Genomic DNA, 25,931 nt, shown 5'->3' with positions numbered 1-25,931 from the left:
TCGATCCATATTAAGTCCATAAAGTGGATTAAATCGGAGGAACGAAGATGAACGCCTACACCCCCAAGCCCGAAGACCGCTTCACCTTCGGGCTGTGGACCGTCGGCTGGCAGGCCCGAGACCCCTTCGGGGACGCCTCCCGGGCCCCGTTGGACCCGGCTGAGAGCGTCCACCGGCTCGCCGAGCTCGGCGCGTACGGCGTCACCTTCCACGACGACGACCTGCTCGCCGTCGAGCCCGACCGTGACAGGGCCGTCGCGAACCTCAAGAAGGCACTGGCCGAGACCGGGCTCAAGGTTCCGATGGCCACCACGAACCTGTTCACCCACCCCGTCTTCAAGGACGGCGGCTTCACCAGCAACGACCGCGACGTCCGCCGCTACGCGCTGCGCAAGGTCATCCGCAACGTGGACCTCGCCGCCGAGCTCGGCGCGACCACCTACGTCTGCTGGGGCGGGCGCGAGGGCGCCGAGTCCGGGGCCGCCAAGGACATCAGGGCCGCGCTCAGCCGCTACAAGGAGAGCATGGACGTGCTCACCTCGTACGTGATCGAGCAGGGCTACGACATCAGGTTCGCCATCGAGCCCAAGCCGAACGAGCCGCGGGGCGACATCCTGCTCCCGACGATCGGCCACGCGCTCGCGTTCATCAACGAGCTGGAGCACTCCGAGCGCGTCGGCCTCAACCCCGAGGTGGGCCACGAGGAGATGGCCGGGCTCAACTTCGCGCACGGCATCGCGCAGGCGCTCTGGCACGGCAAGCTCTTCCACATCGACCTGAACGGCCAGCACGGCCCCCGCTACGACCAGGACCTGATCTTCGGCCACGGCGACGTGAAGAACGCCTTCTTCCTGGTCGACCTGCTGGAGAACGGCGGCTACGACGGCCCCAGGCACTTCGACTACAAGCCGCTGCGCACCGAGGACTCCGAGGACGTCTGGGTCTCCGCCGCGGCCAACATGCGCACGTACCTGATCCTGAAGGAGAAGGTCGCGGCGTTCCGCGCCGACCCCGAGGTCGCCGAGGCGCTCGCCGCGAGCAAGGTCGCCGAGCTCTCCGAGCCCACGCTCGCCCCCGGCGAGACGATCGCCGACCTCAACCGCGACGACTTCGACCTCGACGCGGTGGCCGCGCGCGGCTTCCACTTCACCCGCCTCAACCAGCTCGCCATGGACCACCTCTTCGGAGTCCGCGGATGACACTGGTGGCCGGGGTCGACTCGTCGACCCAGAGCTGCAAGGTGGTGATCAGGGACGCCCGCACGGGCGCCCTGGTCCGCCAGGGGCGCGCGCCCCACCCCGAGGGCACCGAGGTCGATCCCGGGGCCTGGTGGGACGCGCTCCAGGAGGCGATCGCGCGGGCCGGTGGGCTGGACGGCGTCGAGGCGATGAGCGTCGGCGCGCAGCAGCACGGCATGGTCTGCCTGGACGAGTCCGGCGACGTCGTCAGGAAGGCGCTGCTGTGGAACGACACCCGTTCCGCCGGAGCCGCCGCCGACCTGGTGAAGGAGCTGGGCGGCCCGGAGGTCTGGGCCGAGGCGGTCGGCAGCGTGCCGGTCGCGTCGTTCACGGTGACCAAGCTCCGCTGGCTGGCCGAGCACGAGCCCGACTCCGCCCGCCGCACGGCGAGGGTGTGCCTGCCGCACGACTGGCTCACCTGGCGGCTGGGCGGGGAGTTCGTCACCGACAGGGGCGACGCGTCGGGCACCGGCTACTGGTCGCCCGCGACCGGGACCTACCGGACGGACCTCCTCCAGACGGCCTTCGGCGCCGTACCCGGCCTTCCCGAGGTTCTGGGTCCCCGCGACCCCGCGGGTGAGGTGCGGCCCGCAGCCGGTGTCTCCGGCGCGGGCGCGGTGCGGCTCGCGCCGGGCACGGGCGACAACATGGCGGCGGCCCTCGGGGTCGGCGCCCTGCCCGGGGACGTGGTGGTGTCGATCGGGACGTCGGGGACGGCCTTCGCGGTCGCCGCGAGCCCGAGCGCCGACCCGAGCGGTTCCGTGGCCGGGTTCGCGGACGCCACGGGGCGGTTCCTCCCGCTGGTGGCCACGCTCAACGCCGCCAGGGTGCTCGACGCCGCCGCGCGGATGCTCGGGGTCGGGCTCGACGAGCTCGGCAGGCTCGCCCTGGAGGCGCCCTCGGGGGCCGGGGGGCTCGTGCACGTCCCCTACCTGGAGGGCGAGCGCACCCCGAACCTGCCCACCGCCACGGGCTCGCTGCACGGGCTGACGCTGGCCACCTCCACCCCGGCGCACCTGGCCAGGGCGGCGGTGGAGGGCCTGCTCTGCCATCTCGCCGACGCCTTCGACGCCCTCGGGCTCGACCCGGCCAGGGTGCTGCTCATCGGCGGAGGCGCCAGGTCGGAGGCCGTACGGCGGATCGCCCCCGCGGTCTTCGGACGGCCGGTGGTCGTCCCCGAGCCGGGGGAGTACGTCGCGGACGGGGCGGCGAGGCAGGCCGCCTGGCTGCTCGGCGGCGACGAGCCCCCGGCCTGGGAGGCGGGCAAGGCCGAGCACTACGAGGCCGATCCCGCGCCGGAGGTCAGGGCGCGCTACGCCGAGGTCCGCGGCCTCGGCTGAGACACCGGGCCTGAGCAAGCGGCACCGGGACATCGGGCCTGAGACATCGGGACCGGGACACCGGCACGCGGTCGCGTGAACCCTCTCGCGGCACGCCCTCGCCGGGCATGGGCCCCGGCCCGTCACGCGCTCCCGCCGGGGCGCGGGACGGGCCGGGGCCCGCGTTCTTCACCGGGATGACCGGCCGCTTCACCGGGATGATCGGCCGCCTCCCCCGAACCATCCGGGGACGGGCCGTCTCAGGGACGCCTCAGGGTTGGATCAGGGGTGCCGCCGGATGTCTGAAACGTCCTCCGGCGGACAGTCTTAGCGCATGCTCGCGTCGAAGAGGCTCTACCCCCTGATCGCATGTGCCGGGATCGTCGTGGCCGCCGTGGCCGCCGTCGCGGGACAGGCCGACCCGGTCCTCTCCCCGAACCCCCTCGATCTGACGATCAGCGAGTACGCCGCGCTGGACCGCACCGGGGCGACCGGGTTCGCGATGACGGCGCTGGGGGTCGCGGCCTTCGCGGTGGTCGCGGGGCTGCGGGCCGTGGGGGCGCCGGTGGGTGTCCTGGCCGAACGGCTGATGCTGGTCTGGGGCGCGGGACTCATCGTGCTCGCCGTGCTGCCCTCGGCCATTCCCGGTACGGGGACGGACCTGGTCGCCCAGGCGTACCGCTACGTGTCGATCGCCGTGCTGGCCGCGGTGCCCGCGGCGGGTGGCCTGACGGTGGCGCGGTTCGGCGAGGACGAGCGGTGGCGGCCGGTGGCCAGGCCGGTGGAGTGGCTCACGCTGGCCGGGGGTTTCGGACTGCTGGCCCTCACCTACGTGATGCTTCCCGGAGGCGGGGCGCTCGTCGGACTCGTCGAGTGGACCCTGCTCGGCGCCGAGGTCGCGCTGGTCGGAGTGCTGGCCTTCCGGCTCGTCCGACTGACCTGGGCGCGGGGCGCCGCCCCCGCGTCACGCGCCGCTCTCGGCTGACGCACTCACTTCCGAAAACTCTTTCATGACATGTCACAAATAGGCTACAAATAGCAGGAGCCGCCAGTGCTATTCTCGTCGGCGATCTAGAGATCGTCCGGGGCCTCCCCCCGGCGCTCCGAGAGCGAGCCGTTGAGGTGACATGGCAGCGAGCAGGTCTATCCGCTTCAAGGTCTCGGTGCTGCTGGTCATCCCGCTCGCCTCGCTGGTGGCGCTGTGGGGTTTCGCGACGGTCGTCACGGTCGGCGACTCGGTGAGCCTGCTCTCCGTCGGCACGCTGTACGACTCCGTCGGCAAGCCCGCGGGAGACCTGGGCACCGCGGTCCAGCGTGAGCACATCCTGTCGGCCGAGTACCTGGCCACCCGCTCCGACGCGGACCGCGACACCCTCGCGGGCCAGCGCTCGGTCACCGACCAGGCCCGTTCCCGGCTGCGCGAGACGACAGGGGAGTCGGCGCAGGCGGAGATGTCCGACGAGATGCGGACGCGCCACGCCGAGCTGATGCGCCAGGTGGACGGGCTCGACGCGATCCGCGCCAGGATCGACACCGGGCGGATCGGCCCGGTGGGCCTCTCCGAGGAGTTCTCCCGGCTGCCGGACGCCCTGCGCCGGCTCTTCAACACCCTGAGCCTCACCAACGACCTCCCGCTCTACCGCCAGTCGCGCGGCATCACGATGATCAACCAGGCCATGGACCTGCTCAGCCGCGAGCGGGCACTCGCCGCGGGCGCGCTGGCGCTCGAGACCCCGATGACGGCGAGCGAGATGCGGCTGTTCACCCGGCTCGCCGCCAACCGGGTCTTCCTCATGGACCAGGCGCTCCCGGATCTGGAGCCCGCGCTGCGCGCCCCCTTCTCGGAGATGATCGCCTCCTCGACGTACGCCCGCTTCACCAGCCTGGAGAACCGTCTGCTGTCCGGCGCCGGTGGCGTGCCGTCCACCGCCTGGCGTGCCGCCGGGGACGAGCTGGACGCCGCCTACCAGCGGTCCCTGACGGCGGCCACCCCCGCGCTCGTCGAGCAGGCCGCGCCCGCCGCCGTCGGCGTCTTCGTCCGTGCCGGTGTCGTCGGCGTGCTCGGCCTCATCGCGGTCGTCGCGTCGCTGCTGATCTCGTACCGGGTCGGCAGCGGGATCACCAAGGAGCTCGCCGCGGTGCGGCGGGCCGCCGCCGACCTCGCGCAGGAGCGGCTCCCGAGGGTCATGTCGAAGCTGCGCCGGGGCGAGCGGGTGGACGTGGCGACCGAGGCGCCCCCGCTGGAGCCGCTGGGCAGCACGACCGAGATCCACGACGTCGCCGCCGCCTTCGACAGCGTCCAGCGCAGTGCCGTGGACGCCGCCGTGGAGCAGGCCAGGCTGCGCGAGGGCGTCTCCCAGGCCTTCCGCAACCTCGCCCGCCGGAGCCAGTCGCTGCTGCAGCGCCAGCTCAAGCTGCTCGACGGCATGCAGAAGCAGGCGGAGGACCCCGCCGCGCTGGAGAACCTCTTCAGGCTCGACCACCTCACCACCCGCATGCGCCGCCACGCCGAGGGCCTGGTGATCCTGTCCGGCGGCGCTGCGGGCCGCAAGTGGCGCTCGTCGGTGCCGATGGAGGACGTGCTGCGCGGGGCCGCCGCCCAGGTCGAGGACTACGCCCGGGTACGGATCTTCCCGACGGGCGGCACCACCCTGGTCGGCAACGCCGTCGCGGACATGATGCACCTGTTCGCCGAGATCCTGGAGAACGCCACCGTCTTCTCCCCGCCGGGCAGCCAGGTCTCGGTCAGGGGCGAGCTCGTCGGGCGGGGCTTCGCGGTCGAGATCGAGGACAGGGGGCTCGGGCTGACCGACGACAAGCGCGCCGCGATCAACGAGCGCCTGACCAGCCCGCCGGAGTTCGACCCGGCCGACACCGACCGGCTGGGCTTCGCCGTGGTCGGGTTGCTGGCCGCCAGGTACGGGGTCGAGGTGATGCTGCGCGCCTCGCCGTACGGCGGCACCGGGGTGGTCGTCCTCCTTCCCGAGCAACTGCTCGGAGACCCCGAGCCCGTCGAGGAGCCGCTGGAGCCGCCGGTGCTCACCGTCATCAGCGTGCGGCCCGAGTCCGCGGGGCAGGGCGCCGAGACCGTCGTGGAGCGAGTGGAACGGGTGGAGCGGCCTGCCGACTCCGGTGAGGTGCCGATCCCCGCGGACCTGTGGAAGCCGACGCGGCGCGGTGCCGCCGACGGCCTGCCGCGCCGGGTGCGGCAGGCGAACCTGCCGCCGCGCCAGGCCCAGGAGTCCCGCCCGCCCGAGGCCGAGGTCGAGGGACGCTCGCCCGAGGAGGCGAGGGCGCTGATGAGCGCCCTGCAGTCCGGCTGGCAGCGCGGCCGCGACGAGGACGAGGACGGCGGTGCCAAGCGATGAGCCGGGATCGTGAGGGCGGGGGCGGAGCAGTGGGACGGGGTTCGCCGAGCCTCGGCCGGAGGCCGCCGGCGCGGCCGGGCGGCGTCTGTGGGAGCGGACTGTCGGGGACGGGTTCACCGAGCCCGTGGGTATGGTCCGGCGGCGTCTGTGGGAGCGGACTGTCGGGGACGGGTTCACCGAGCCGATGGGTGCTGTCCGGCAGCGTCTGTGGGAGCGAAGCAGCGAGAACGGGTTCACCGAGCCGGTGGGGGCCGGCGACCAACGAGATCGTCAGAGGGGAAGGGGTTTAACCACGTGCCGGGTGAGCTGTATTGGCTTCTGGATGACTTCGTCACGAGTGTGGCGGACGTCTCGCACGCGCTGATCCTGTCCAACGACGGGCTGATGATGGCCTCGTCCCGAGGGCTGAGCAAGGAGGACGCCGAGCACCTGTCCGCGGTCGCCTCCGGCTTCCAGAGTCTCGCCAAGGGCACCAGCCTGCAGTTCGGCGGCGGTGCCGTCCGCCAGACGATGGTGGAGATGGACTCCGCGTTCCTCTTCGTCACCTCCGCGGGCCAGGGAAGCTGCCTGTCGGTCCTGACCACCGGCGCCGCCGACGTGGGCCTGATCGCCTACGAGATGGCCCGCCTGGTCACCCGTGTCGGCCAGCATCTGGCCACCGGTCCCCGGATGGCGGGCCAATGAAAGACGACGTCGAGTGGGTCGACGAGGAGGCGGGGCCCGTCGTCCGTCCCTACGCGATGACGGGAGGGCGCACCCGGGCGTCGTCCTCCTCGTTCGACATGCTCGCGATGGCGGTGGCGACGGGAACGCCGGTCGCCGCCGGGGCGAACCTTGGCTCCGAGCACCGGCGGCTGCTCAACCTGGTCAAGCGGGCCCGCCCGATCGTAGAGATCGCCTCGGACGCGGGCCTGCCGGTCGGCGTGATCAGGGTTCTCCTGGGCGATCTGCTGGACCAGGGTCTGATCCTGGTGCGCTCGCCGCTTCCCGCGGCCTCCATGCCCCCGGAGAACCTCCTGAGGGAACTGATCAGCGGCCTGCGGGCGCTGTGATCCCTCTCGCGGGCGCGCCCGGCCTCCGGCGGTAGCGCCCGAGCCGGTGTCCGGCCCCCGGCACCGGGGGCCTGGGGCCGGGGGGAGCACCCCGGCCCGTTCCTCAGCTCTGGCTGGCCGTCAGCACCCTCAGGGAGTGCTCCACGAGCGTCACGAGCACCGTCTTCGCCGAGACGCGGCGTCGCACGTCGCAGAGCAGCACCGGCACGTCCACGTCGAGGTCCAGGGCGACGCGTACGTCCTCCGCCTCGTGCCGGTCGGCGCCGTCGAAGCAGTTGACGGCCACGATGAACGGCGTGCCGCGCTGCTCGAAGTAGTCGATGGAGGGGAAGCAGTCGGTCAGCCGCCGGGTGTCGGCGAGCACCACGGCGCCCAGCGCGCCGTAGGACAGCTCGTCCCACATGAACCAGAAGCGCTCCTGGCCCGGCGTGCCGAACAGGTAGACGACCAGGCCCTCCCTGATCGTGATGCGGCCGAAGTCCATCGCGACCGTGGTGGTGGTCTTGCCCTCGACGCCGTCGACGTCGTCGATGCCGATACCGCGGTCGGAGAGGACCTCCTCGGTGCGGAGCGGCCGGATCTCGCTGATGGCGCCCACAAGCGTGGTCTTGCCCACCCCGAAGCCACCCGCGATGAGAATCTTGAGGGCGACGGGTTCGTCAGAGGGCCCGAAGTCCATTGATCACTTCCTTGAGAATGCGCTCGCTCGCGGAGGCGCGCCCGATCGAGATGAGCTTGTGGTCCTGCAGGTCGCCGAGCAGGACCCGCACCACGCCGAGCGGCAGGTTCAGGTCCGAGGCGACGTCGGCGACCGAGGTCGGAGTGGTGACCATGGCGAGGATGCGTTCCTGTTCGGGGCTTGGGACGAACCCCCCGGACGGAGCGCCGCGTGTCGAAGTGACCATCGCGACCAGGTCCAGCTTGTCACCGGAGGAGCGGGTACGACCCCCGATGAGCGCGTACGGCCGGACGACCGGCCCGGCCTCCTCGTCCATCCAGTGCGTCATCCGGACCTCCGGCACCGGGCTCGGGGATCCGACGGTCCGTCGACGACGCGGCCACCCGCTCCCTTCCTCACGAGAGACCTTGACGTGGATTGGTGGAGATGTGCTGGCCGACCCGCTTGACCAGCATCGCCATCTCGTAGGCGATGTGGCCGACGTCGGCGTCGGAACTGCTCAGCACGGCCAGGCAGGTGCCCTGTCCCGCGGCGGTGACGAACAGGAACGCCGACTCCATCTCCACGATGGTCTGGCGCACGTCGCCGCCGCCGAAGTGGCGTCCCGCCCCGCGCGCCAGGCTCTGGAAACCGGCGGCGACCGCGGACAGATGCTCGGCGTCCTCGCGCAGGAGCCCCTTCGAGAATCCGACGGCCAGCCCGTCGGTGGAGAGGATCACCGCCTGGCGTACCGCGCCCACCCTGGTGGTCAGGTCGTCGAGGAGCCAGTTCAGCTCGCCGGTGTTGGTCAATTTCCCGGTCACTTGTCCCCCTTGTCGCCTGTCGTATGGTGCGCGAAGTCATTGTCCTGCTCCTCGCGCCCGCGTCGCGCCCCCGCCTGGAAGGCGGAGAACAGCGCGCGGACCTCGTCCGGCGAACGCTCCTCGCTCGGTTCCGCCCTCGGTCCCGGCCCGGCGGGCTCCGCCTCCTGGCGGAGCTGAGGCGCCAGGTTCGCCTGCCGGACCCTGCGGGGCAGGCCGCCCGGCCCCGTGGGGGGCTGTGTGGCCTTCTGACGCGTCGGACCGCCGTTGCCGCCCTTCTCCCGGGGCCGGGGCTCCGGGGGCGTCTCGTGGGGCTCACGGGGCTCCTGAGGCGATCCCTGGGACCCCGAGGGCTCCGAGGGCGCCGCCGGGAACGGCGCGTTGGGGGGCGCCTCGCGGGAGGCCGCGTCCCAGCCCGTGTCCCAGCCCGTCTCCCGGCCCGCGGGCGCGGCCCGATCCGGGAACGGGGCGCGGGCGGGCAGGTCCGTCACCACGCTGAGGGACGGGGCCGCGGCGGGCTGTGCGGGCTGGGCGGGCTGGTTCGAGGAGGCCTGCCTCGTCCTGCGCGGGAGGTTGGTGCCGTTGGCCGGGGGAGCGAGCGCGCCGGGCGGGGCGGACTCGAACAGCTCTCCCGGACGCCCGGTGACGCGTTCGGCGGCGGGGGACGGCCGCTCCGCGGTGAGGGCGAGCGGCGAGCCCTGCTGGGCGATCACCGAGCGGGGGATGAGGACGATGGCCGTGGTGCCGCCGAACGGCGAGCCGCGCAGGATGACCTGGACGCCGTGCCGGGAGGCGAGCTGGCCCACCACGAACAGGCCGAGCCGGTCGCTGTCCGCCAGGTCGAACTCCGGCGGGCTGGCCAGCCGCTCGTTGATCGCCGCGTACTCCTCGGTGCTCAGGCCCAGGCCGCGGTCCTCGACCTCGACGGCGAACCCGTTGGCCACCACGTCGCCGCGCACGGTGACCGAGGTCTGCGGCGGCGAGAAGATCGTGGCGTTCTCGATCAGTTCGGCCACCAGGTGGGTGATGTCGGCGACCGCGGCCCCGTCGAGCGAGACGTCGGGCACCGGCACCACGTTGACCCGGGTGTAGTCCTCGACCTCGGCGATCGCGGCCCGCAGGACGTCGATCACCGGCACCGGCTTGCGCCACGACCGGCCGGGCGCCGAGCCGGACAGGATGATCAGGCCCTCCGCGTGCCGCCGCATGCGGGTGGTCAGGTGATCCAGCCGGAACAGGTCCTCAAGGCTGTCGGGGTCGGTCGCCCGGCGCTGCATGCTGTCGAGCAGGGTGAGCTGGCGGTGCAGCAGGCTCTGCTTGCGCCGGGCCAGGTTCACGAAGACCTGGCTGACACCGCGCCGCATGTTGGCCTGGCCGACGGCGGCCTCCACGGCGGTGCGCTGCACCGAGCCGAACGCGTGGGCCACGTCGTGCACCTCGGTCGAGCCGCCCGCCTGGATCGGCGGCGCCTCGGCCCGTACGTCGACCTCCTCGCCGCGCCGCAGGCGGTCGACGACGCGGGGGAGCCGCACGTCCGCCAGATCCAGGGCGGCCGAGCGGAGCCCGGCCAGTTCGGCGGCGAGGCGGCGGCCGAAGCGGACCGAGATGATGATCGACGCGACCACCGCGATCAGGCCGACGCCACCCGCTATCACGATCCGGATCAGGACGCCGGTGGCGACCTCCTGGGCCCGGTCCGCCAGGATCTTGGAGGAGGAGAAATTGACCTTGTCGAGCCAGGTCGAGATCGCGTTCGTGGTCGTCTTCCACTTGCTCGCCTCGGGGGTCAGCCGGCCGCCGGTCGACCCGATGATGGCCTTCTCCAGGTCGGTGAACTTCTCGAAGGCGGCGGAGGCGAAGGTGTCGCGGTACTGCGCGCCCAGCTCGGGGTCCAGCGAGGCCGCGCCCCTGGCGTGCAGGAAGCGCCGGGTGGCGACGTACTCGCCGAAGGCCCTGCGCTCCTCCTCGGACAGCCGGTAGTCGATCAGCGCCCCGCTGATCAGCGCGTTCTCCCTGGCGACCATGTCGTGGGCGTTGCCCATGCCCTGCATGGCCGTGGCCTGCTGGAAGATCGAGAGGTCGGGCACGGCGGCCATCTGGTCGTACACCAGGAAGACCGCGTCGAGGATCTGGTTGTAGTTCGACAGCACGCCCAGCCGCGTGTGCTGCCCGCTGTCGACGCCCGAGCGGACGCTCGGCAGCCTGTCGAGCTGGCGGAGCAGCTCGTCCAGCGAGTTGCGCAGTTCCGGGCTGCCGGAATTGTCGGTTGTGGCGGCCTTCCTGAACCCCGCGACCGCGCGGTCGGTGCGGGCGCGCTGATCGCCCATCCCGCTCGTGAGGACCCTGGAACTGATCGCCACCGACGACTGTGTCCGCTCGGCCTGGAGCTGAAGTCCCAGCTCCGTGGAGGTGACGCCCACCGTCTGGTAGAGGGCGTTCGCCTTCAGCAGCGCGATGCCGTCGCCAACGGTCAGGTTGAGTACGAAGCCCCAGAGCGCGCTCAGTGACAGCAGCGGCAGGAGCAACAGCAAGAAAATCTTGAACCGAATCGAGCGGTTTCTAGAGCCCATGTCCACTCGTTCCAACCTCTGAGCGTGTGGAGGCTCGTGCCGGCTTAGGGATGGATACGCCTCCGGAAGATCGCACAGGAGACTAGCACCGAATAAGGTTTTTGCGCAGTGGAGGATCTGATGATTAGTGTGATTACCGGGGCTAGTGCCGGAATTGGTGAAGCGGCGGCGGTGGAGCTCGCGAGGCGCGGGCAGACGGTAGTTCTGGTTGGCCGTAATCCCGACAAGACGGCTCGGGTAGCGGAAAGGGTGCGCGAGGTCTCCGGGGCACTTCCGGATACGTTTACCTGCGATTACACCCTTTTGGATGATGTGCGTAGGTTGGCGGCTGAACTCCTGTCCCGCTACGACCGGATCGACGTGCTCGTCAACAACGCGGGCGTCATGACCACCAGGCGCACGCTCACGCGCGACGGCCACGAGATGATGATCCAGGTCAACCACCTGGCCCCCTTCCTGCTGACGAACCTGCTGCTCGAACGGGTCGCGGGGCGAGTGATCACCACCACCTCCCGGGCGGGCAAGACCGGGGGCCTCGACCCGTCCGACCTCGACCGCGAGCGGCGGCGCTGGAGCGGCTGGCTCCAGTACGGGGACTCCAAGCAGGCGAACGCCCTGTTCACGGTGGAGCTGGCCCGCCGCCTCCAGGGCACCGGGGTGACCCCGACCTGCTTCCATCCGGGCGTGATCAGGACCGAGTTCGCCCCGTCGACGCTCATGATGTGGATGGTGAAGAACGTCCCCGGCATGGGCCAGACCGTCGAGGAGGGGGCGAGCACCATGGTCCACCTCGCCACCCATCCGGACGGCGCCGCCCACCCGGGCCGCTACTTCGCCAAGGGCGCCCCCGCGGTCGTTCCCAGGAGGATGACCGACCCCGCGCTGGCCCGCGCCCTCTGGGACGCCAGCGCCGCCGCCGTCGCGTAACCGCTCGCGGTCCGTACGGCGGCGTTCCCGCGCGGGTACGCGTGTAGGCACGCGGGTACGCGGGTACCCACGCGTGGGCGCGTGGACATTCCACGACCCGTACTCCACGCCGCGTCACCCGAACCGGCCGCGTCCGCGCGGGCGCGCGGACATGTTGGTGGGGGTCTCACCCGCGACGGGCGGCCGTACGGTTCGCAGGGGGGATTTCCCCGCGCGTCACCGGCCGTTCGCCGGGCGTTGGGCGGGTCCGGTTACCGTCCGGGGCTGTGAGCGTCGCAACCCCGCTGCGGGCCGTCCTGCCGCCCGCCTCGGCCAGGGACCCGTTCTTCGACAACGCCAAGTTCCTCGCGATCACCCTGGTCGTGTCCGGTCACCTGATCGAGGACCTGCGGGACGTTCCGGCCGCGCACGCCGCCTACTTCTTCGTGTACACGTTCCACATGCCGCTGTTCATCGTGCTCAGCGGCTACCTGTCACGAAATTTCACCTTCTCGTCGGGCAAGGCGCGCAAGCTGATCAGCACCCTCGCCGTCCCGTACGTGATCTTCGAGCTGATCTACTCGCTTCCCCGCCTCATCCTGTACGGCAAGCTCGACATCAGCCTCCTCGACCCGTACTACCTGACCTGGTTCCTGATGTCGCTGTTCCTGTGGCGGCTGTCCACACCGGTCTGGCAACAGCTGCGGTGGCCGCTGGTGATCGCGGTCGGGCTGTCACTGCTGTCGGGGATGAGCAGGCTCCCCGACGAGCTGTCGATGAACCGCACCCTCGGACTGCTCCCGTTCTACGTGCTCGGGCTCATGCTGCGGCCCGAGCACTTCGAGTGGCTCAGGAGGCGGTGGGTCCGGGTCGCGGGCGCGGTCACCCTGGCCGCCGGCGCGGTCCTCGCCTTCGCCATACACACCTCCGTGAAGACCGAGTGGATCCGCTGGCGGCACGCCAACGACGTGATCGGGGTGGACGACCTCACCGGCAGCCTGATCCGCCTGGGCATGCTGGCCGCGGGGGCGCTGCTCGTCGCCGCGTTCCTGGCGATCACCCCGTCCAGGCGCACCTGGTACTCCGGGCTCGGCATGGCGACCATGTACGCCTACCTTCTCCACGGCCTGGTGGTGAAGGTCGCGGAGCGGTTCTACGGCGACTGGTCGCAGACCCTGCCCGGGGTGGTGGCCGTGGCGCTCTTCGGCGTCGGGCTCGCCGCCCTGCTGTGCACGGCGCCGGTGCGGCGCGTCACCCGCTGGGCGGTCGAGCCCAGCATGAGCTGGGCCTTCACCCGGCTGAGAAGACCGGCCTGAGAAAACCTTCGTGGGCGGTCCGTCCGGCCAGGGGAGTCAGGCCAGAAGCGGGCCGAGGGAGGGGCGCGCGGGTCCGATCTGGAGCTCGTCGACCGCGCGGTAGGCGGCGGTGACGGCCGCGTCGGCGCGGGCGGCGGGAACGGAGTCGGAGTTGGCGATCGCGATCCGGCCGTGCGTCCTGCGGGCGACGGCAGCCGGGGGCCGCCCGTCGGGGTAGAAGTCGAGGTCCCACGGGGTGGCGTACTCCGGCGCGTAGCCGTGTCCCCACCGGTTGACCGTGATCGCCTCGATGTCGCGGGCCGCGTCGAAGCCTCCCGGCCCGAGCAGCCGGGTGAGCTGGTCGCGGATGCCGTACTCCAGGTGCTCGTACGGCGTCTCGATCAGGGCGTACCGCCCGGCGATCGAGCCGTCCGCGGGTGACACGCCGGGGGTGACGGGGGTGGCGACCAGGTGCGCGGTGATCGGCTCCTCGGGCCTCCTCGGGCACCGGTAGCCGCCGGTGTCGGCGGGGTCGTCGAGCTCGGCCACGCACCAGCGGGCGCCGGTGAACCGGGCGCGCCTGATCCCCATCCTCCGCCAGGCCCGCCAGTCGCGGAGCTGGACGGTCGCGTACAGCAGGGGTACCTTGACCGCTCGCCGCAGGGCCGCATGTTGCGCGGGCGGGAGGTCGTCGATCAGGTAGGGGATCATCGAGTTCCAGCAGGCCATGATCACACCGCTCGCCCGCACGGTCCTCACCCGCTCGCCGTCGAAGTAGCCGACCGTGGCGCCGGTGGCCGTGCCGGGGAGGCCGTCGTTGGCGGCCGAGACCACCGGGCTGGACAGGCGTACGCGGACCCGGTTGCCCGGCCGGTCGAGCACGCCGTAGTCGAAGCTCGCGGTGGTGACGCCCCGTGCGTCGGCGTTCGTGGCGAAGCCGGGGATCATCCGGGCGGCCATCATCCGGACGATCGCCTGGTTGCCCTCGGGGAAGCGGCAGACGCGCGGTTCGCCCGCGTCCCACTCCTTGATCACGGTCGGGGAGTTGTACCTGGACGGCTTGGACCTGTCGAGCCCGAGCCCCTGGAACCCCGCGTACCGGTGCTCGTCGGCACCGGCCCAGGCGTCGATCGCGCCGAAGGCGTCGGAGCCGTAGCCCCACTCGTCGCTCGGCATGGTCCTGACGAACGCCAGCACGTCCGGGTGGACCCCGCAGACGTCCCCGAGGAAGCCCGAGTAGGTCAGCCGGGCCAGCCGCGCCTGTTTCTCCTCGGCGGACAGGCCGGGGAACCAGTCGGGCGGATCGCCGTACAGCATGAGCAGGTCCCGTCTGGCCCGCTCCGCGACGGGCAGCTCGGCGATCCACCGGGGGGCGCTCCTGCCGGGCGTGAGCACGACCAGCCGCTCCTCGGGGAAGGTCTCCCGGTCGCAGAAGACGCTGTCGTGCATCCCCAGGCTCGCGTACAGCCCCCGGCCGGAGGACTCCGCGAGCCTCTCGGGGTGGATGCCCAGCTTGGCGAGCAGGTCCTTGCCCTCCGGGGTCCACGCCGACGGGCGCTCCATCGACCGCGAGCCGCCGTACGCGACGAGCGGCCCCTTCCCGGCCGCCGGGCGGAACTCGTTGCGCAGGGCGTGCCCGCCGATGTCGTCGTGGTTGTCGAGGATCAGGATCCGCGCGGCGGGGTCGCGCTCCAGCCAGCGGTGGGCCGCGCTGAGACCGCTGATCCCCGCACCCACCACGACCAGGTCGTAGTGCTCGCCGGTGGGTTCCGGGGCGCCCGCGTACGGCCAGAACCGGTGGTCGCGAAGGGCGTGGGGCACGCTCAGCGTCTCCGCGGTGTCGCCGCGCAGCCCCGTACGGGACGGCGGATAGGACATGTCCGGCGAAAGCTCCAGATCCTCCGGGAGTGTGGGTGGGGCGTCTTCCCTGTCGGCCCCGGGCAGCGAGCACGCCGCCGCGATCCCGGTGGCCGTGATCACCCCATCGAAGAAGTCCCGGCGGGAGATGGGCCGGTCCATGCCGAGTTCCAGGGCCTTACGTGGATTGATCTCGTGAGGATCTGTCATGGGGCGATCATCACGATGTGAATGGATCGGCGGGGCTGCCTCGCTGCGTTTTCGGGAAGTTTTTACCCACGCCATTACCGCACTGTCATGATATTTCCCTTATAGGAGTTATGTCATGGTCACGAGGAATCAACGATGGTGAGGGGGTGATATGGCATTGGCGATATGCTGACCCGTCCGGTCCGGGGGAAGGGGGCCTCGCGGGGAGCGCCCGGATGCGCACCACTCCGCACCCAACCACCTTTACCTGCTGCTCCATCCCCTTCCGTCCGCCCGGACCCGAAGGTCGCCTGGTGAAAGGCGTGCCGCGACAATGACCGTCCGGGTGAGGGGAACCGGAAGTCCGGCCGCCCCGTACCGCCGGACGACGTGTGGTTAAGCGGGACACACCGGATCGGGACCCGTATTCACATCCCTTTTCACGGCGGGTAAGGAAAGTGTCGCGCGGAGGATAACCGGGGTCGCGACACGGGAAAGAGGCGTGCGGAACGAGGCCCGGGGAAAGCGACGGGTGAAGCGGCGGCATTGGAAAAGGAGCCGGGTAAAGCGGCTCCCAGCAGGGCGAGGAGCCGCTCGCCGGAGCCCTCGTCCCCGGCGCCACCGGGCCTGTGCTCCTCCGATCCCTCCCGGACGGCGTCGCGCCCCGCGCCGGTAGGCCGTCGGGAACACCGGGACGGCCCCCGATCTCCCACCCCAGGCACCGGTGCGCCCGGCCCTCGACCCCCGCCCGGGACCGATTCGCGACCCCCTTACGGCATGTCCCGTACGAGCTCAGGGCGCGTCCCGGCGAGTGGCCACCAATTTCGGGTCACCCCGTTATGTGTTGTTCCTCTTTCCCAGGGCATACGCCTGGCAGCTGAGCAGATAGGGAGCGTGGAACATGACAGTCACCGGCATCATTACCGCCATCGTCATCGGCGCCATCATTGGTGCCCTGGGTCGGCTCGTCGTGCCCGGCAAGCAGGGCATCCCGATCTGGCTGACCATCGTGATCGGTATCGTCGCCGCACTCATCGGCACCGCGATCGCCGGAGCCCTGGGGGTCTCCGCCACGTCCGGCATCGACTGGATCGAACTGATCATTCAGGTCGCCCTGGCCGCGGTCGGCGTCATCCTGGCGGTGAGCCTGTACGGCAGGCGAGGCGTCCGCTAGCCCGTGACCCGGGGTGGCCGGATTCCACGGGAAGATCCCGGAGAACCCGGAGACCACCACCCTCGGGCACCCACGACGGCCCCGCCCCGGATCTTCCCGGGGCGGGGCCGTCGTCGTGCGCGTCACCATCACCCCGAAAACGCCGCCTCACCTGCCCGTGACGGACCTTTGGCCCGCCTCACCTGCCTGTGACGGACCTCCCGCCCGCCTCGCCGACGCGGCCACCGGCGGAAACCGGGGTCCGCGCACCCGGGCCCCGGGAAGAGCGCGGTCAGTCACCCTCGGGTGGGCCGAGTGGGGCCTCGGTGCTGTCGACCAGCACGCAGTCGGCTACGGGGCCGTCGGAAACGCGTGCCCAGATTCCGGCGACCGCCAGATGCGGTTGCTCGGAGACGCTGAACTCCAGCACCGCGACCTGGCCGTCCCCGACGGCCCTGGGGTCGATCGTGAAGCCGGACTCCTGGGTCTCCGGTCCCGGCCAGACGGTGAGAGGGACCTCCTCCTTGGACAGGAAGCTCTGGCTGCGGGGCTGCGGGCTGCACTTCTTGCCCCTGGGGATGTAGTCGACGACCGCGTTGAGGCCCATGTCCCGCAGGTCCGCCTGGAGACGCTTGGGGTCCTTGGCCTCGTTGATGGTGATGAAGATGGTGCCGTCGTCATTCTTGGAGACGGCGTAGGCCGCACCGCCGCCGAGGGCCAGCGGGGCGGCGACCGCCACGGCGGCGACGGCCAGCAGGGGGGCGAGGAGGGCCGGGCGCGGCAGCCGCCGCCTCGGCCCGGCGGGCTGGGCGTCCTGGTGGATCTCGGTCATCAAGAACTCCTTGAGCGATCGGTGACGGCTCGCCGGAAGCTCCCGCTCCACCGGGACCGGCAGCAGCCGGGCCAGTTCCTCGATCTGATCGTGACCAGCCTGGGGCCTGGGGACATTCACCGGTGCTTCTCCCGAACGAGCCGGACCGCGGTGTCGCGGTCACCATTTACCTGTCTGGACCGCGCCCGAGGTTCCCGCGTCTCTCCCGCCGCCGCCACCACCGATGTCGATGTCGATGTCGATGTCGCCGTGTCCGTGGCGAGCCTCCTTAGTCTTTTCCGCGCCCGTGAGAGCCGGGAGCGGATCGTGCCCACCGGTACGCCGAGGGCCTCCGCCGCCTCGGCGTACCCGAGTCCGGCCCACACGCACAGCGCGAGCACCTCCCGCTCCGGCCTGCGCAGCGCGGCCAGGGCCGCCCGCACGGAGACCAGCAGCTCGTCGTCGTCGACGCGGCCCGCTATCTCCTCGGCGATGTCGGGCACCGCCTCGCCCGGAGGCAGCCTGGCCAGCGCGTCCGCGTGCCGCCGGGCGGCACGGTTGACGTTGCGGGCCACGTTGGTCGCGACGCCCAGCAGCCAGGGACGCAGCGAGCCGCCGTCCGCGTCGACCCTGCCCCGCAGCCGCCACGCCTCAAGGAAGGTGAGGGAGACCACGTCCTCGGCGGCCGACCAGTCGCCGGTCAGCCGGAAGGCGTGGTTGTAGACCGAGCGCGCGTGGTCGTCGAACAGCCGGCTGAAGGCGTCCGGATCCCCGGCGCGTATCCGGGCACGCATAGTCGTTTCCACACACATGTACTGTCCGCCCGAACCCGCCGGTTCCTGGATTCCCGACATCATGCCCATATGCCATGCGGCGGTCAGCCGTGACCCGCCCTTCCGGAAAATACGACTTTCTTGACAATATAATTTGTCGGAAGTAGTCTGCGGGCATGCAGGACATCGCCGTGATCGAGGACCCGGCCGCGGCCGAGGTCTCGCTGGACCCCATCCGGGCCCGGCTGCTGGCCGAGCTGAGCGAGCCCGGATCCGCGACCATGCTGGCCGCCAAGGTCGGCCTGCCCCGGCAGAAGGTCAACTACCACCTGAAGACGCTTGAGGCGCACGGGCTCGTCGAGATGATCGAGGAGCGGCGCAAGGGCAACGTCAACGAGCGCATCATGCGCGCGACGGCGGCCTCCTACGTGATCTCCCCGACCGCGCTGGCGTCCGTCGAGCCCGACCCGGCCCGTTCCCCCGACCAGCTGTCGGCGAGCTGGCTGCTGGCCGTCGCGGCCCGGCTGGTCCGCGATGTCGGGTCGCTCATCACCGGCGCCACCAAGGCGCGCAAGCGCGTCGCGACCTTCGCGATCGACGGCGAGGTGCGCTTCGCCTCGGCCGCCGACCGGGCCGCGTTCGCCGGGGAGCTCGCCGGGGCCGTCACGGCGCTGGTGTCCAAATACCACGACGAGTCCGCCGAGAACGGCCGCGACCACCGGATCGTCGTCGCCCTCCACCCGAGCCTGAAGGAAACGGGCTGAGCGGCGCGGGGCCCCGACCGGTCCGTGATGGTCCGGGCGCGCACGCGCTCGTCCGGACCGGTGACGTCACACCTCAGAACACACACCCCTCATAGGAGCGAATCCCATGCGCATCGTGATCATCGAGTTCATGAGCCTGGACGGCGTCGTGCAGGCGCCGGGCGGAGCCGACGAGGACACCGACGGCGGCTTCGCCCACGGCGGCTGGTCCCACCCGTTCTTCGACCCGGACGTGGTCGGCGGCGCCTTCGACGGCGCGCTGACCGGGACCGAGGCGCTGCTGTTCGGGCGCCGCACGTGGCAGGGCATGGCCGCGACGTGGCCCGACCAGGCCGGTGACCCGTTCGCCGACCGGATGAACTCCCTCCCGAAGTACGTCGTGTCCCAGACGCTGGGCGACGACGAGCTGACGTGGAACAACACCACGCGCATCCCCGGTGGCGAGGCCGTCGCCCACATCAGGAAACTGCGCGAGACCGACGGCGGCGACCTGCTGGTCATGGGGAGCTCCACGCTCGCGCGCACCCTCCTGGGCGAGGGCCTGGTCGACGAGCTCCGACTCGTGGTCATGCCGGTGATCCTCGGCGGCGGGAAGACCATCTTCCCCGCCGACGGCACCCTGCGCACGTTCGAACTGGTCTCCACGGCCACCAGCGACGCGGGTGTGTCCCTGTGCACCTACCGGGTGGCCGGCGAGGTGTGATCGGTCAGAAGGCGACCGGGGTCTCCCTTTCGAGGCGGGCGAGTTCGTCGTCCGAGAGCCGCAGTGCTCCGGCGGCCACGTTGGCGACCAGGTGGTCCGGATTTCCGGTGCCCGGGATGGCCAGCACATGCGGCCCCTGCAGCAGCGTCCACGCCAGCCGGACCTGTGCGGCCGTCGCCCCGTGGGCGCGCGCGACGGCGAGGACCGCCTCGTCGTCGGTGCCGCTCGCGCCCGCCTCGCGCCCCTCCCCGGCGATCGCGAAGAACGGCACGAACGCGATGCCCTGTTCGCCGCAGGCGCGCAGGAACTCGTGACGCTCGGGGTTCGCACCGAGGCCGTACCTGTTCTGCACGCAGACCACCGGGGCGATGGCGAGGGCCTCGGCGAGATGCCTGGGCCTGACGTTGGAGATGCCCAGGTGGCGGATGAGCCCGGCGTCGCGCAGTTCGGCCAGCGCGCCGAAGCGCTCGGCGATCGAGTCGGGTCCGTGGACCCGCAGGTTCACCACGTCGAGGTGGTCGCGGCCGAGCTGACGGAGGTTCTCCTCGACCTGGCCGCGTAGCTGCTCCGGCCTGGCCAGTGGCAGCCACGCGCCCGAGGGGTCCTTGCCCGGTCCGACCTTCGTGGTGATGACCAGATCGTCGGGGTACGGGGCCAGCGCCCGGTTGATCAGCTCGTTGGCGGAACGCAGCGGTGAGAAGTAGAACGCGGCGGTGTCGATGTGGTTCACCCCGAGCTCGACCGCGCGGCGCAGCACGGCGATCGCCCGGTCACGATCACTCGGCGTGCCGTCGGCGTTCGCCGTCAGCCGCATCGCGCCGAACCCGATCCGGTTGACCGTCAGGTCACCGAGCTCCCACGTGCCCGCCACCGCCGCCGTGATGCTTCCTGAATCCATGGGCGAAGTCTGCCATCACCCAGCCGCCCGGGAACGCCGACACCGATCCAGGCGCGGCGCTACCTGCCGGGGCACAGGGCGGTGTCGAGAGCGGCGTCAACCTGCTGACCGGCGGCCGGCGTGCCGGGCAGCGAGGTCACCGCGACCGTGGCCGAGCGGCCGTCCTCGGTGACGGCGTTACGGGTCTCGTACCCCGGGATATCGCCGCCGTGGCCCCACGCGTGGCCGCCACAGCTCAGCTTGACCTTCATCAGGCCGAGCCCGTAGCCCCAACCGGCCGGGGACGCGGGCATCTCGACCGTCTGCTTCATCTCCTCCAGCTGCGCCGGCTTGAGGAGTTCGCCGCCCAGCAGCGCGACGAGGAAGCCGTTGACGTCACGCGGGGCGGCGATGAGCTGCCCGGCCGCCCACGCCATGGACGGGTCCATCCGCGTGACGTCCACCATGGACGCGGGTCCCGTGGACGCGTAGCCGCGGGGGTGGGCGCCCCGGATCCCCTGCTCGCCGAGGCCCGGCCAGTAGGTGTCGCGCAGCCCGAGCGGCTTGATGATCCGGCCGGTGACCTCCTCGCCGATCGGGCGGCCGGTGACCTTCTGCACGAGCAGGCCGAGCACGACATAGTTGGTGTTGCTGTAGCTCCACTTCTCACCCGGAGCCGCCACCGGCTTCTGCGCCAGCCCCCTGTCGAGCAGTTCGCGAGGCTCAAGGTAGCGGTGCTGGAACTCGAAGAAGAGCGACGCGTCCTTGGCGTAGTCCGGCAGGCCGGAGGTGTGCCGCAGCAGCTGGCGGACCGTGATGTTCCGGCCGTCGTTGCCGTTGCCGCGGATCAGGCCGGGAAGATACTCCTCCACCGACGCGTCCAGGTCGATTTTTCCCTCCCCGGCCAGCTGCAGCACGACCACGGCGACGAACATCTTGGTGTTGCTGCCGACGCGTACCCGCCCGTTGACCGGAACCTTCGCCCGCGTCTTCAGGTCCGCCACACCGGCGGTGTAGTCGCGGGTACGCCCGTCACGGCCCCGCACCGCCGCCAGGGCGGCGGGGAAGCCACCGCCGCGGACCAGGTCGTTCAGGCTCGTCTGCACGTTGTCGGCGGGACCGGTTCGCGGGGCGGTGTCGGCGGCGGCCGGGGCGGGGGACAGGCTGAGGCCACCCAGCGCGACGGCGGCCGCGGTGGCCAGGGCCAGCAGGCCACGGCGCCCGGCGGACGCGGGCCTGGTCGACGGGGAGGTGACGGTGGTGAAAGGGGGCATCACGGGACTCTCTGCTCGATGGCGCGGTGCGGTGCCAGTAAGCCTGCCGGTGCGAGCAGATCATGATCGATCCCGCCCACCGGCCTGTACGAGGTGCCGCCCACCGGCCCACGCGGGTACGGCCAGCACTACCACCACACCAGGAGAGGGCCGCCACCAGCACATCCGCCCGCAGTCCTTGTGGCTTCGAAGCCTCCTTCCGCATGGAGAGCCGAACTCCGTGCGGGTCCTGGCACCTCCAGGGAGAGAACGATGCGCCGCTCCCGCGCGGGCGGGTCGTCTCACCTCCCGTTATTCGAGAAAGGAATATCCGTGACATTGATTGACCACCCCGGATCCCCCCCTCTACCGTCATGGACACGAAACCCGATCGGCACGGTGATCCGAAGGGAAACGCAATGACTCAAAGCCCCAAACTAACCCGGATAACGGGCAATGGGGACGGTGAGTGCGACGACAACGACTGTCCCAATGTCTATTTGACCGACAGGCGGACGTTCGTTGTCCAGGGCGACGAGTTCAAGGGCTTGAGGGTGCCTGACGGGGAATCCGCCGTAGAGATCCCGGAAGGCGTTCTCAGGGAGGCCGTTCTTGCTCTTGGATGGTGAGTCATGGAAAGATTTCTTCGACTCTTTTCAGCGCGACGCCTTCCGGCTGGAAACACAGCCCAAGTACACCATGCCGGCAGAGGCGGAAAGCCTTGCCCGCTTCCTGCGAGGAGAACCCAAGCCCGACAACCACAACGCCGCATGGCACAGGAGGGTCACCGGCTACGTGGACGCGGGTAAGGGCATCGGCCGAGTGCGTGTCGTTCGTCGGCCGCTGACCGACTACCAACGCTACCAGCTCGCGTGGGGAATCCCTGGAAACATCATGGCCGGGGAGGACATCCGAATACTCGACCTCACAGATCAAGTCATTGACATTCCCTCCGATCAAGACTGGTGGATGTTCGATGACTCGTCCGTGGTCCATCTGAACTTCCGGCCAGACGGAACCCAGATCAATCGAGAGCTGATCGAAGGAAGCTCCGGACCATATCGGCGGTGGAAACAGATTGCTGTGGAGAACTCCGTTTCATTCGCGCAGTACATGAAAGATCATGAGTGACGTTAGATCCTGAACAGCTGGGGCGATCAAAGCAAGACCTGGCGGAGAAGCTAAAAACACTCCGCAAGCAAGCCGGTCTCACGGGAGATCGGCTCGCGCGGCTCTGCAGCATGTCCCAAAGTAAGATCAGCAAGATTGAGACAGGAAAGCTCACCCCCGCGTTGACGGACTCGTGACCGTCACCGCTTAAAGACCGATGGGGGCGGCGCGGTCGGACAGGTCACTCCATAGACTGGGTGGGTCAGCGGAGCTGGTGGGTGATGGACGGGTCGGTGATGGTGGTGTCCGCGGCCAGCAGGAACGCCTTGGACAGGATGACCGACAGCATGCCGCCGTCTTCCTCGAACGGGAGGAAGACACGGTCGGCGGAACGACCGGGAACGACGCACAGGTAGGCGTCGTTGGGCTCCATCAGGATGTTGCCGGAGCCGAGGTGGATCCTGTAGGGGCGAAGGTCGCCTCGGACGCGGAGAAAACGGTCGGTGAGTTCGAGCCGGTCGGCGATGGTCAAACGGGGGATCAGCCTGGTCAGGGCGTCGCGGCGGACCTGAGCGGTTTCGGTGAGGTCGCCGACGTTGTAGGAGTGCCAGTAGTCGTCGTGGCCTTCGGGGGCGAGGCCGGTGGAGGTGACGCCGACGGCCAGGTCGGCGTCGCGCAGCGCCTCTGACAACACTCGCGGCGGCACCTCTGCCAGCGGGACCCGGTGTCCGTGTTCGTCGGTGAAATGGATGTCCCCGCTGACGCAGACCGAGGCGGTGCCGTACCCGTCGCGCTCGCCCGACGCCTCGTCCAGGTGGAAGTCCCAATGGACGGTCAGCCCCGGGAGCTCCTTGACGGCCTCGGCCTGGTCGTACCCGCCCTCTGCCCACCAGTGGCCCAGCGACAGGCCGGTCCAGCCGCGTTCGGTGAGCAGCGCCTTGGCCTGGCCGTACCTGAGGAAGTGGTCGGCGAAGCGCCGCGAGTGGTCGCCGGTGCCCTCCTCGGCGGGCGTGAGCAGGTAGATCTCGCGGAACGCCTGCTTGAACGGCTGTCGCAGGCCGATCGTGAGGACGTGGTCGCGCCAGGCGCGTACCTCGTCCACGGTGGCGGAAATGGGATGCCACAGTTTCACCGGGGTGTCCGGGAGGGGCCGGATGCTCCGTCCTCGCTGGTCCGTCAGCTCCCAGCCGTCGGCGGTCCGGACGGGGAGGCCGGCGGAGCCCTGTGAGATCTCCCAGATCAGCGCCCTGCCGTACCTGCCGGTCACCGGGTGGTCGAGGTAGTAGGCGCAGATGTCGCGCCAGTGCCAGATCCGCTCGGTGACCAGGGCGCGTTCGACCCGGAAGCGCTCGGCGGGGAGCGTCTTCCTCAGCTCCTTGGCGGTGGCCTTGAGCTCGGCCAGCAACTCGCCGTGGGCGGAGCGCACGGCCTTGGGGATCGTCTTGCGGACCTTGCCGCCGTCGTCGACGAAGGTGACCACACCGTCGGCGGAGAGGCGCAGGCCGTGCTCGGTGCGGGTGCCGTCGGGTTCGAGTCCGAAGGACGGGACGGTCCGGTCCAGGAGCTGCTCGGGCGACAGGCCGGTCTGCTCGGCCACCGCGTTCAAGGTCCTGGCCACGAGGGCGAGGATGCTCTTCCTGCGGACCTTCGCCTGCACCCGGGCGAGCTGGGTGACCACCTCCAGGCCGCCGCGCCGGGCCAGTACGCCGAGGGCGGCGTTGGTCGTCCGCTCGTTGCGCGAGTTGGGCCCCGAGCCGCCGACGCCGATGCCGGTCGCCACGGCCACGTCGCCGAGCAGTTTCGTCACCCACGGCTCGTCGACCAGCTCGCACGTCCACACCATGCCGCGCACCAGGACCGCCGTGTGCTCGTGGAAGTAGGTGACGATGGTCCGGTGAAAACGCGACTCGACGTGCTCGCGGTAATCGGGAATGCGGCCCAGTACGTCCTTGACCAGGGCGACGGCGGCGGGCGTGAGCAGCGCCGCGGCCTGGTCGAGCCAGGCGGCGTTGGGCCGGGTGTTCGTGGCCGTGGTCCAGTGGCGCAGCAACGGCAGCACCTCGGGAGCGCCGAACCGGGCGGCGTACTCCTCACGCAGGAGCACGGCGAACGGGTCCAGCTCGTTGACGAGGTCGCGGGCGGCGGCCGCGGGATCGCCAGCGTGGTCGGCCAGCAGGTTGTCGATGACGCGTTTGACCGAGTCGGTCGCTCCCCACGGCCGTTCGGCCAGATGGGCCTTGACCTGCCGTAAGAACTCCACGTAGGGCTCGCGCTCGGCGACCGGCAGCCGTCTGGTCGCGGCGAGAGGCAACCGGTAGAGGTCTGCCGGCTGCTGGTTCCTGTCCAGCGGGGTGACGGCGACGCGCCACAGCAGTTCGATCTCCGCCGGGGTCCATCGGGGGTCGCGCCGGAGCACGGGGGTGAAGACACTGGTCAACGCCCGGTTGTAATGGCCCTCTCCCATGCTGATGTGCAGGCGGAGCTGGCCCCACAGTCCCAGGGCTCGCCACTCGGCACCACCAAACTCCTCCGCCGGCCTCCCCATCGGCGTCTCGGTGAATTTCACGTCCCAGGGCGCGTGCTCCGCCGGGTCGAAGACCGCGTCCAGCCGCTCGAAGACGTCGAACGTCACCTCGTCCAGGCAGTCGAGCCAGGCCCGCTGGGCCGAAGGCATCTCATCCAGGATCGCCACGTCAGCCTCCCTGCCGGGCCACGAACTCGACGACGACCGAGTCGCCGAAGTGGTGGGTGAGCAACGCCATCGGTACATCCCTTGATCGTCGGGGGGTGACAGCGTCATCTATAGCAACCCGGGCCGACAAAGACGCGGCCGACTTCACCGCGACGGCAGGCGCGGCCCGCTTCCGGTGGAGGTCGTGGACACCGGACGGGGATCCCGGATCGCACGCACCCCCCGCCGGGAACTACGGCGAGCGCCCCTGCGCTCCTTTCCGCACGGACGCTTCAGCTACGACGCCCGGCCGCCGACGATCCCGTACGGATCGCTTCAGCGTCCCAGAGCCCAATGGGCGGCCCGCAAGGAAGCGACTACGGTCCGCACGGCGTACGGCGGGACGAGCCGTGTGCGGAGGTGGGTGGGTGTTCCGGGCGGCTTGTAAAAATCCGTGACCGGCGCGCCCGCCAGGCCGGAGGCCTGACACACCGGACGGCCACCAACGACGGCCGCCCGGAGCACCCACCCGCCGGAGCGCGA

The 25,931-nt window shown here is 70.8% G+C and carries 24 protein-coding genes; 14 read left to right on the top strand and 10 right to left on the bottom strand.

The features are described from left to right. Window positions 1-47: 47 nt before the first annotated feature. The 6 genes from xylA to ABD817_RS03570 all read left to right on the top strand — a co-directional run bounded on the left by xylA (window position 48) and on the right by ABD817_RS03570 (window position 6,977). A complete protein-coding gene (xylA, locus tag ABD817_RS03595; protein ID WP_344914896.1) occupies window positions 48-1,199 on the top strand; it encodes a xylose isomerase in 1,152 nt (383 codons plus the stop codon). Beyond that, window positions 1,196-2,578 carry a xylulokinase gene (gene xylB, locus ABD817_RS03590; RefSeq protein WP_344914894.1) on the top strand — a complete coding sequence of 461 codons (1,383 nt, stop codon included), beginning with the start codon at window positions 1,196-1,198 and terminating at the stop codon, window positions 2,576-2,578. The genes xylA and xylB overlap by 4 nt, the downstream gene beginning before the upstream one ends. Before the next feature lie 313 nt (window positions 2,579-2,891). Continuing rightward, window positions 2,892-3,542, top strand: a complete 651-nt coding sequence (locus ABD817_RS03585) for a DUF998 domain-containing protein (protein ID WP_344914892.1) — start codon at window positions 2,892-2,894, stop codon at window positions 3,540-3,542. A gap of 142 nt (window positions 3,543-3,684) precedes the next feature. Further along, window positions 3,685-5,925, top strand: coding sequence for a sensor histidine kinase (locus ABD817_RS03580; protein WP_344914890.1), 2,241 nt, complete (start codon window positions 3,685-3,687; stop codon window positions 5,923-5,925). A gap of 294 nt (window positions 5,926-6,219) precedes the next feature. Further along, window positions 6,220-6,609: a roadblock/LC7 domain-containing protein gene (locus tag ABD817_RS03575; RefSeq protein ID WP_329088682.1), complete on the top strand. Its 390-nt coding sequence runs from the start codon at window positions 6,220-6,222 to the stop codon at window positions 6,607-6,609. Next, a complete protein-coding gene (locus ABD817_RS03570; RefSeq protein ID WP_344914888.1) occupies window positions 6,606-6,977 on the top strand; it encodes a DUF742 domain-containing protein in 372 nt (123 codons plus the stop codon). Before ABD817_RS03575 ends, ABD817_RS03570 begins: the two co-directional genes overlap by 4 nt. 103 nt (window positions 6,978-7,080) lie before the next feature. Here the strand turns inward: ABD817_RS03570 and ABD817_RS03565 are convergent, their stop codons facing one another. The 4 genes from ABD817_RS03565 to ABD817_RS03550 form a co-directional block, all read right to left on the bottom strand. Beyond that, window positions 7,081-7,656: a GTP-binding protein gene (locus ABD817_RS03565; RefSeq protein ID WP_344914886.1), complete on the bottom strand. Its 576-nt coding sequence runs from the start codon at window positions 7,654-7,656 to the stop codon at window positions 7,081-7,083. Next, complete coding sequence (locus ABD817_RS03560; protein ID WP_344914884.1) at window positions 7,637-7,984, bottom strand: DUF742 domain-containing protein; 348 nt, start codon at window positions 7,982-7,984, stop codon at window positions 7,637-7,639. The genes ABD817_RS03565 and ABD817_RS03560 overlap by 20 nt, the downstream gene beginning before the upstream one ends. A gap of 67 nt (window positions 7,985-8,051) precedes the next feature. After that, window positions 8,052-8,459, bottom strand: a complete 408-nt coding sequence (locus tag ABD817_RS03555) for a roadblock/LC7 domain-containing protein (RefSeq protein WP_344914882.1) — start codon at window positions 8,457-8,459, stop codon at window positions 8,052-8,054. Further along, the gene (locus tag ABD817_RS03550; protein ID WP_344914880.1) at window positions 8,456-10,987 is read right to left on the bottom strand and encodes a nitrate- and nitrite sensing domain-containing protein; all 2,532 of its coding nucleotides are present in this window, start codon (window positions 10,985-10,987) and stop codon (window positions 8,456-8,458) included. The genes ABD817_RS03555 and ABD817_RS03550 overlap by 4 nt, the downstream gene beginning before the upstream one ends. A gap of 159 nt (window positions 10,988-11,146) precedes the next feature. On the opposite strand from ABD817_RS03550, the gene ABD817_RS03545 reads away from it, so the two are divergent. Next, window positions 11,147-11,953 (top strand): SDR family NAD(P)-dependent oxidoreductase, encoded by an 807-nt coding sequence (locus ABD817_RS03545; RefSeq protein ID WP_344914878.1) that lies wholly within the window; start codon window positions 11,147-11,149, stop codon window positions 11,951-11,953. A gap of 266 nt (window positions 11,954-12,219) precedes the next feature. Next, on the top strand, window positions 12,220-13,248 hold the full coding sequence (locus ABD817_RS03540; protein ID WP_344914876.1) for an acyltransferase family protein: 1,029 nt from the start codon (window positions 12,220-12,222) through the stop codon (window positions 13,246-13,248). Window positions 13,249-13,284: 36 nt separating this feature from the next. On the opposite strand, the gene ABD817_RS03535 is transcribed toward ABD817_RS03540, so the two are convergent. Beyond that, entirely contained in the window at window positions 13,285-15,294 is a 2,010-nt protein-coding gene (locus tag ABD817_RS03535; RefSeq protein ID WP_344914874.1) for a flavin monoamine oxidase family protein, read from the bottom strand. An 880-nt stretch (window positions 15,295-16,174) separates the two neighbouring features. Between ABD817_RS03535 and ABD817_RS03530 the strand changes: the two genes are divergently transcribed. Then, window positions 16,175-16,447, top strand: coding sequence for a GlsB/YeaQ/YmgE family stress response membrane protein (locus tag ABD817_RS03530; protein ID WP_344914872.1), 273 nt, complete (start codon window positions 16,175-16,177; stop codon window positions 16,445-16,447). Between the two features lie 271 nt (window positions 16,448-16,718). Here the strand turns inward: ABD817_RS03530 and ABD817_RS03525 are convergent, their stop codons facing one another. Together ABD817_RS03525 and ABD817_RS03520 are read right to left on the bottom strand one after the other, a co-directional pair. Next, window positions 16,719-17,378, bottom strand: a complete 660-nt coding sequence (locus ABD817_RS03525) for a hypothetical protein (RefSeq protein WP_344914870.1) — start codon at window positions 17,376-17,378, stop codon at window positions 16,719-16,721. After that, window positions 17,375-18,031 (bottom strand): RNA polymerase sigma factor, encoded by a 657-nt coding sequence (locus ABD817_RS03520; protein ID WP_344914869.1) that lies wholly within the window; start codon window positions 18,029-18,031, stop codon window positions 17,375-17,377. Before ABD817_RS03520 ends, ABD817_RS03525 begins: the two co-directional genes overlap by 4 nt. 155 nt (window positions 18,032-18,186) lie before the next feature. On the opposite strand from ABD817_RS03520, the gene ABD817_RS03515 reads away from it, so the two are divergent. Then, on the top strand, window positions 18,187-18,774 hold the full coding sequence (locus ABD817_RS03515) for an ArsR/SmtB family transcription factor (protein ID WP_344914867.1): 588 nt from the start codon (window positions 18,187-18,189) through the stop codon (window positions 18,772-18,774). Between the two features lie 106 nt (window positions 18,775-18,880). Further along, window positions 18,881-19,477 (top strand): dihydrofolate reductase family protein, encoded by a 597-nt coding sequence (locus ABD817_RS03510; RefSeq protein WP_344914865.1) that lies wholly within the window; start codon window positions 18,881-18,883, stop codon window positions 19,475-19,477. Window positions 19,478-19,481: 4 nt separating this feature from the next. Here the strand turns inward: ABD817_RS03510 and ABD817_RS03505 are convergent, their stop codons facing one another. Continuing rightward, window positions 19,482-20,375: an aldo/keto reductase gene (locus ABD817_RS03505; RefSeq protein WP_344914863.1), complete on the bottom strand. Its 894-nt coding sequence runs from the start codon at window positions 20,373-20,375 to the stop codon at window positions 19,482-19,484. A 59-nt stretch (window positions 20,376-20,434) separates the two neighbouring features. Next, a complete protein-coding gene (locus tag ABD817_RS03500) occupies window positions 20,435-21,628 on the bottom strand; it encodes a serine hydrolase domain-containing protein (RefSeq protein ID WP_344914861.1) in 1,194 nt (397 codons plus the stop codon). 353 nt (window positions 21,629-21,981) lie between these two features. Here ABD817_RS03500 and ABD817_RS03495 point away from each other — a divergent pair, with 353 nt between their 5' ends. From ABD817_RS03495 to ABD817_RS03485, 3 genes are read left to right on the top strand one after another with little or no spacing between them, the layout of a single operon-like run. After that, window positions 21,982-22,236 (top strand): hypothetical protein, encoded by a 255-nt coding sequence (locus ABD817_RS03495; protein WP_344914859.1) that lies wholly within the window; start codon window positions 21,982-21,984, stop codon window positions 22,234-22,236. After that, a complete protein-coding gene (locus tag ABD817_RS03490) occupies window positions 22,220-22,738 on the top strand; it encodes a DUF6879 family protein (protein ID WP_344914857.1) in 519 nt (172 codons plus the stop codon). Before ABD817_RS03495 ends, ABD817_RS03490 begins: the two co-directional genes overlap by 17 nt. After that, complete coding sequence (locus ABD817_RS03485) at window positions 22,735-22,914, top strand: helix-turn-helix domain-containing protein (protein WP_344914855.1); 180 nt, start codon at window positions 22,735-22,737, stop codon at window positions 22,912-22,914. The genes ABD817_RS03490 and ABD817_RS03485 overlap by 4 nt, the downstream gene beginning before the upstream one ends. Window positions 22,915-22,979: 65 nt before the next feature. On the opposite strand, the gene ABD817_RS03480 is transcribed toward ABD817_RS03485, so the two are convergent. Further along, window positions 22,980-25,409, bottom strand: coding sequence for a DUF4132 domain-containing protein (locus tag ABD817_RS03480; RefSeq protein WP_344914853.1), 2,430 nt, complete (start codon window positions 25,407-25,409; stop codon window positions 22,980-22,982). Window positions 25,410-25,931 lie beyond the last annotated feature (522 nt).

The sequence above is a fragment of the Streptosporangium oxazolinicum genome, from assembly GCF_039537505.1.
GTDB lineage: Bacteria > Actinomycetota > Actinomycetes > Streptosporangiales > Streptosporangiaceae > Streptosporangium > Streptosporangium oxazolinicum.
The sequence above is the reverse complement of the archived record's forward strand: the minus strand, read 5'-3'. Positions and strand labels throughout refer to the sequence as shown.

What these genes read in the sequence shown, in the direction of transcription:
- xylA (WP_344914896.1), top strand. Translation starts at nt 48, where the DNA reads ATGAACGCCTACACCCCCAAGCCCGAAGACCGCTTCACCTTCGGGCTG.
- xylB (WP_344914894.1), top strand. Translation starts at nt 1,196, where the DNA reads ATGACACTGGTGGCCGGGGTCGACTCGTCGACCCAGAGCTGCAAGGTG.
- ABD817_RS03585 (WP_344914892.1), top strand. Translation starts at nt 2,892, where the DNA reads ATGCTCGCGTCGAAGAGGCTCTACCCCCTGATCGCATGTGCCGGGATC.
- ABD817_RS03580 (WP_344914890.1), top strand. Translation starts at nt 3,685, where the DNA reads ATGGCAGCGAGCAGGTCTATCCGCTTCAAGGTCTCGGTGCTGCTGGTC.
- ABD817_RS03570 (WP_344914888.1), top strand. Translation starts at nt 6,606, where the DNA reads ATGAAAGACGACGTCGAGTGGGTCGACGAGGAGGCGGGGCCCGTCGTC.
- ABD817_RS03565 (WP_344914886.1), bottom strand. Translation starts at nt 7,656, where the DNA reads ATGGACTTCGGGCCCTCTGACGAACCCGTCGCCCTCAAGATTCTCATC.
- ABD817_RS03560 (WP_344914884.1), bottom strand. Translation starts at nt 7,984, where the DNA reads ATGACGCACTGGATGGACGAGGAGGCCGGGCCGGTCGTCCGGCCGTAC.
- ABD817_RS03545 (WP_344914878.1), top strand. Translation starts at nt 11,147, where the DNA reads ATGATTAGTGTGATTACCGGGGCTAGTGCCGGAATTGGTGAAGCGGCG.
- ABD817_RS03535 (WP_344914874.1), bottom strand. Translation starts at nt 15,294, where the DNA reads ATGACAGATCCTCACGAGATCAATCCACGTAAGGCCCTGGAACTCGGC.
- ABD817_RS03530 (WP_344914872.1), top strand. Translation starts at nt 16,175, where the DNA reads ATGACAGTCACCGGCATCATTACCGCCATCGTCATCGGCGCCATCATT.
- ABD817_RS03520 (WP_344914869.1), bottom strand. Translation starts at nt 18,031, where the DNA reads ATGCGTGCCCGGATACGCGCCGGGGATCCGGACGCCTTCAGCCGGCTG.
- ABD817_RS03515 (WP_344914867.1), top strand. Translation starts at nt 18,187, where the DNA reads ATGCAGGACATCGCCGTGATCGAGGACCCGGCCGCGGCCGAGGTCTCG.
- ABD817_RS03510 (WP_344914865.1), top strand. Translation starts at nt 18,881, where the DNA reads ATGCGCATCGTGATCATCGAGTTCATGAGCCTGGACGGCGTCGTGCAG.
- ABD817_RS03505 (WP_344914863.1), bottom strand. Translation starts at nt 20,375, where the DNA reads ATGGATTCAGGAAGCATCACGGCGGCGGTGGCGGGCACGTGGGAGCTC.
- ABD817_RS03500 (WP_344914861.1), bottom strand. Translation starts at nt 21,628, where the DNA reads ATGCCCCCTTTCACCACCGTCACCTCCCCGTCGACCAGGCCCGCGTCC.
- ABD817_RS03495 (WP_344914859.1), top strand. Translation starts at nt 21,982, where the DNA reads ATGGACACGAAACCCGATCGGCACGGTGATCCGAAGGGAAACGCAATG.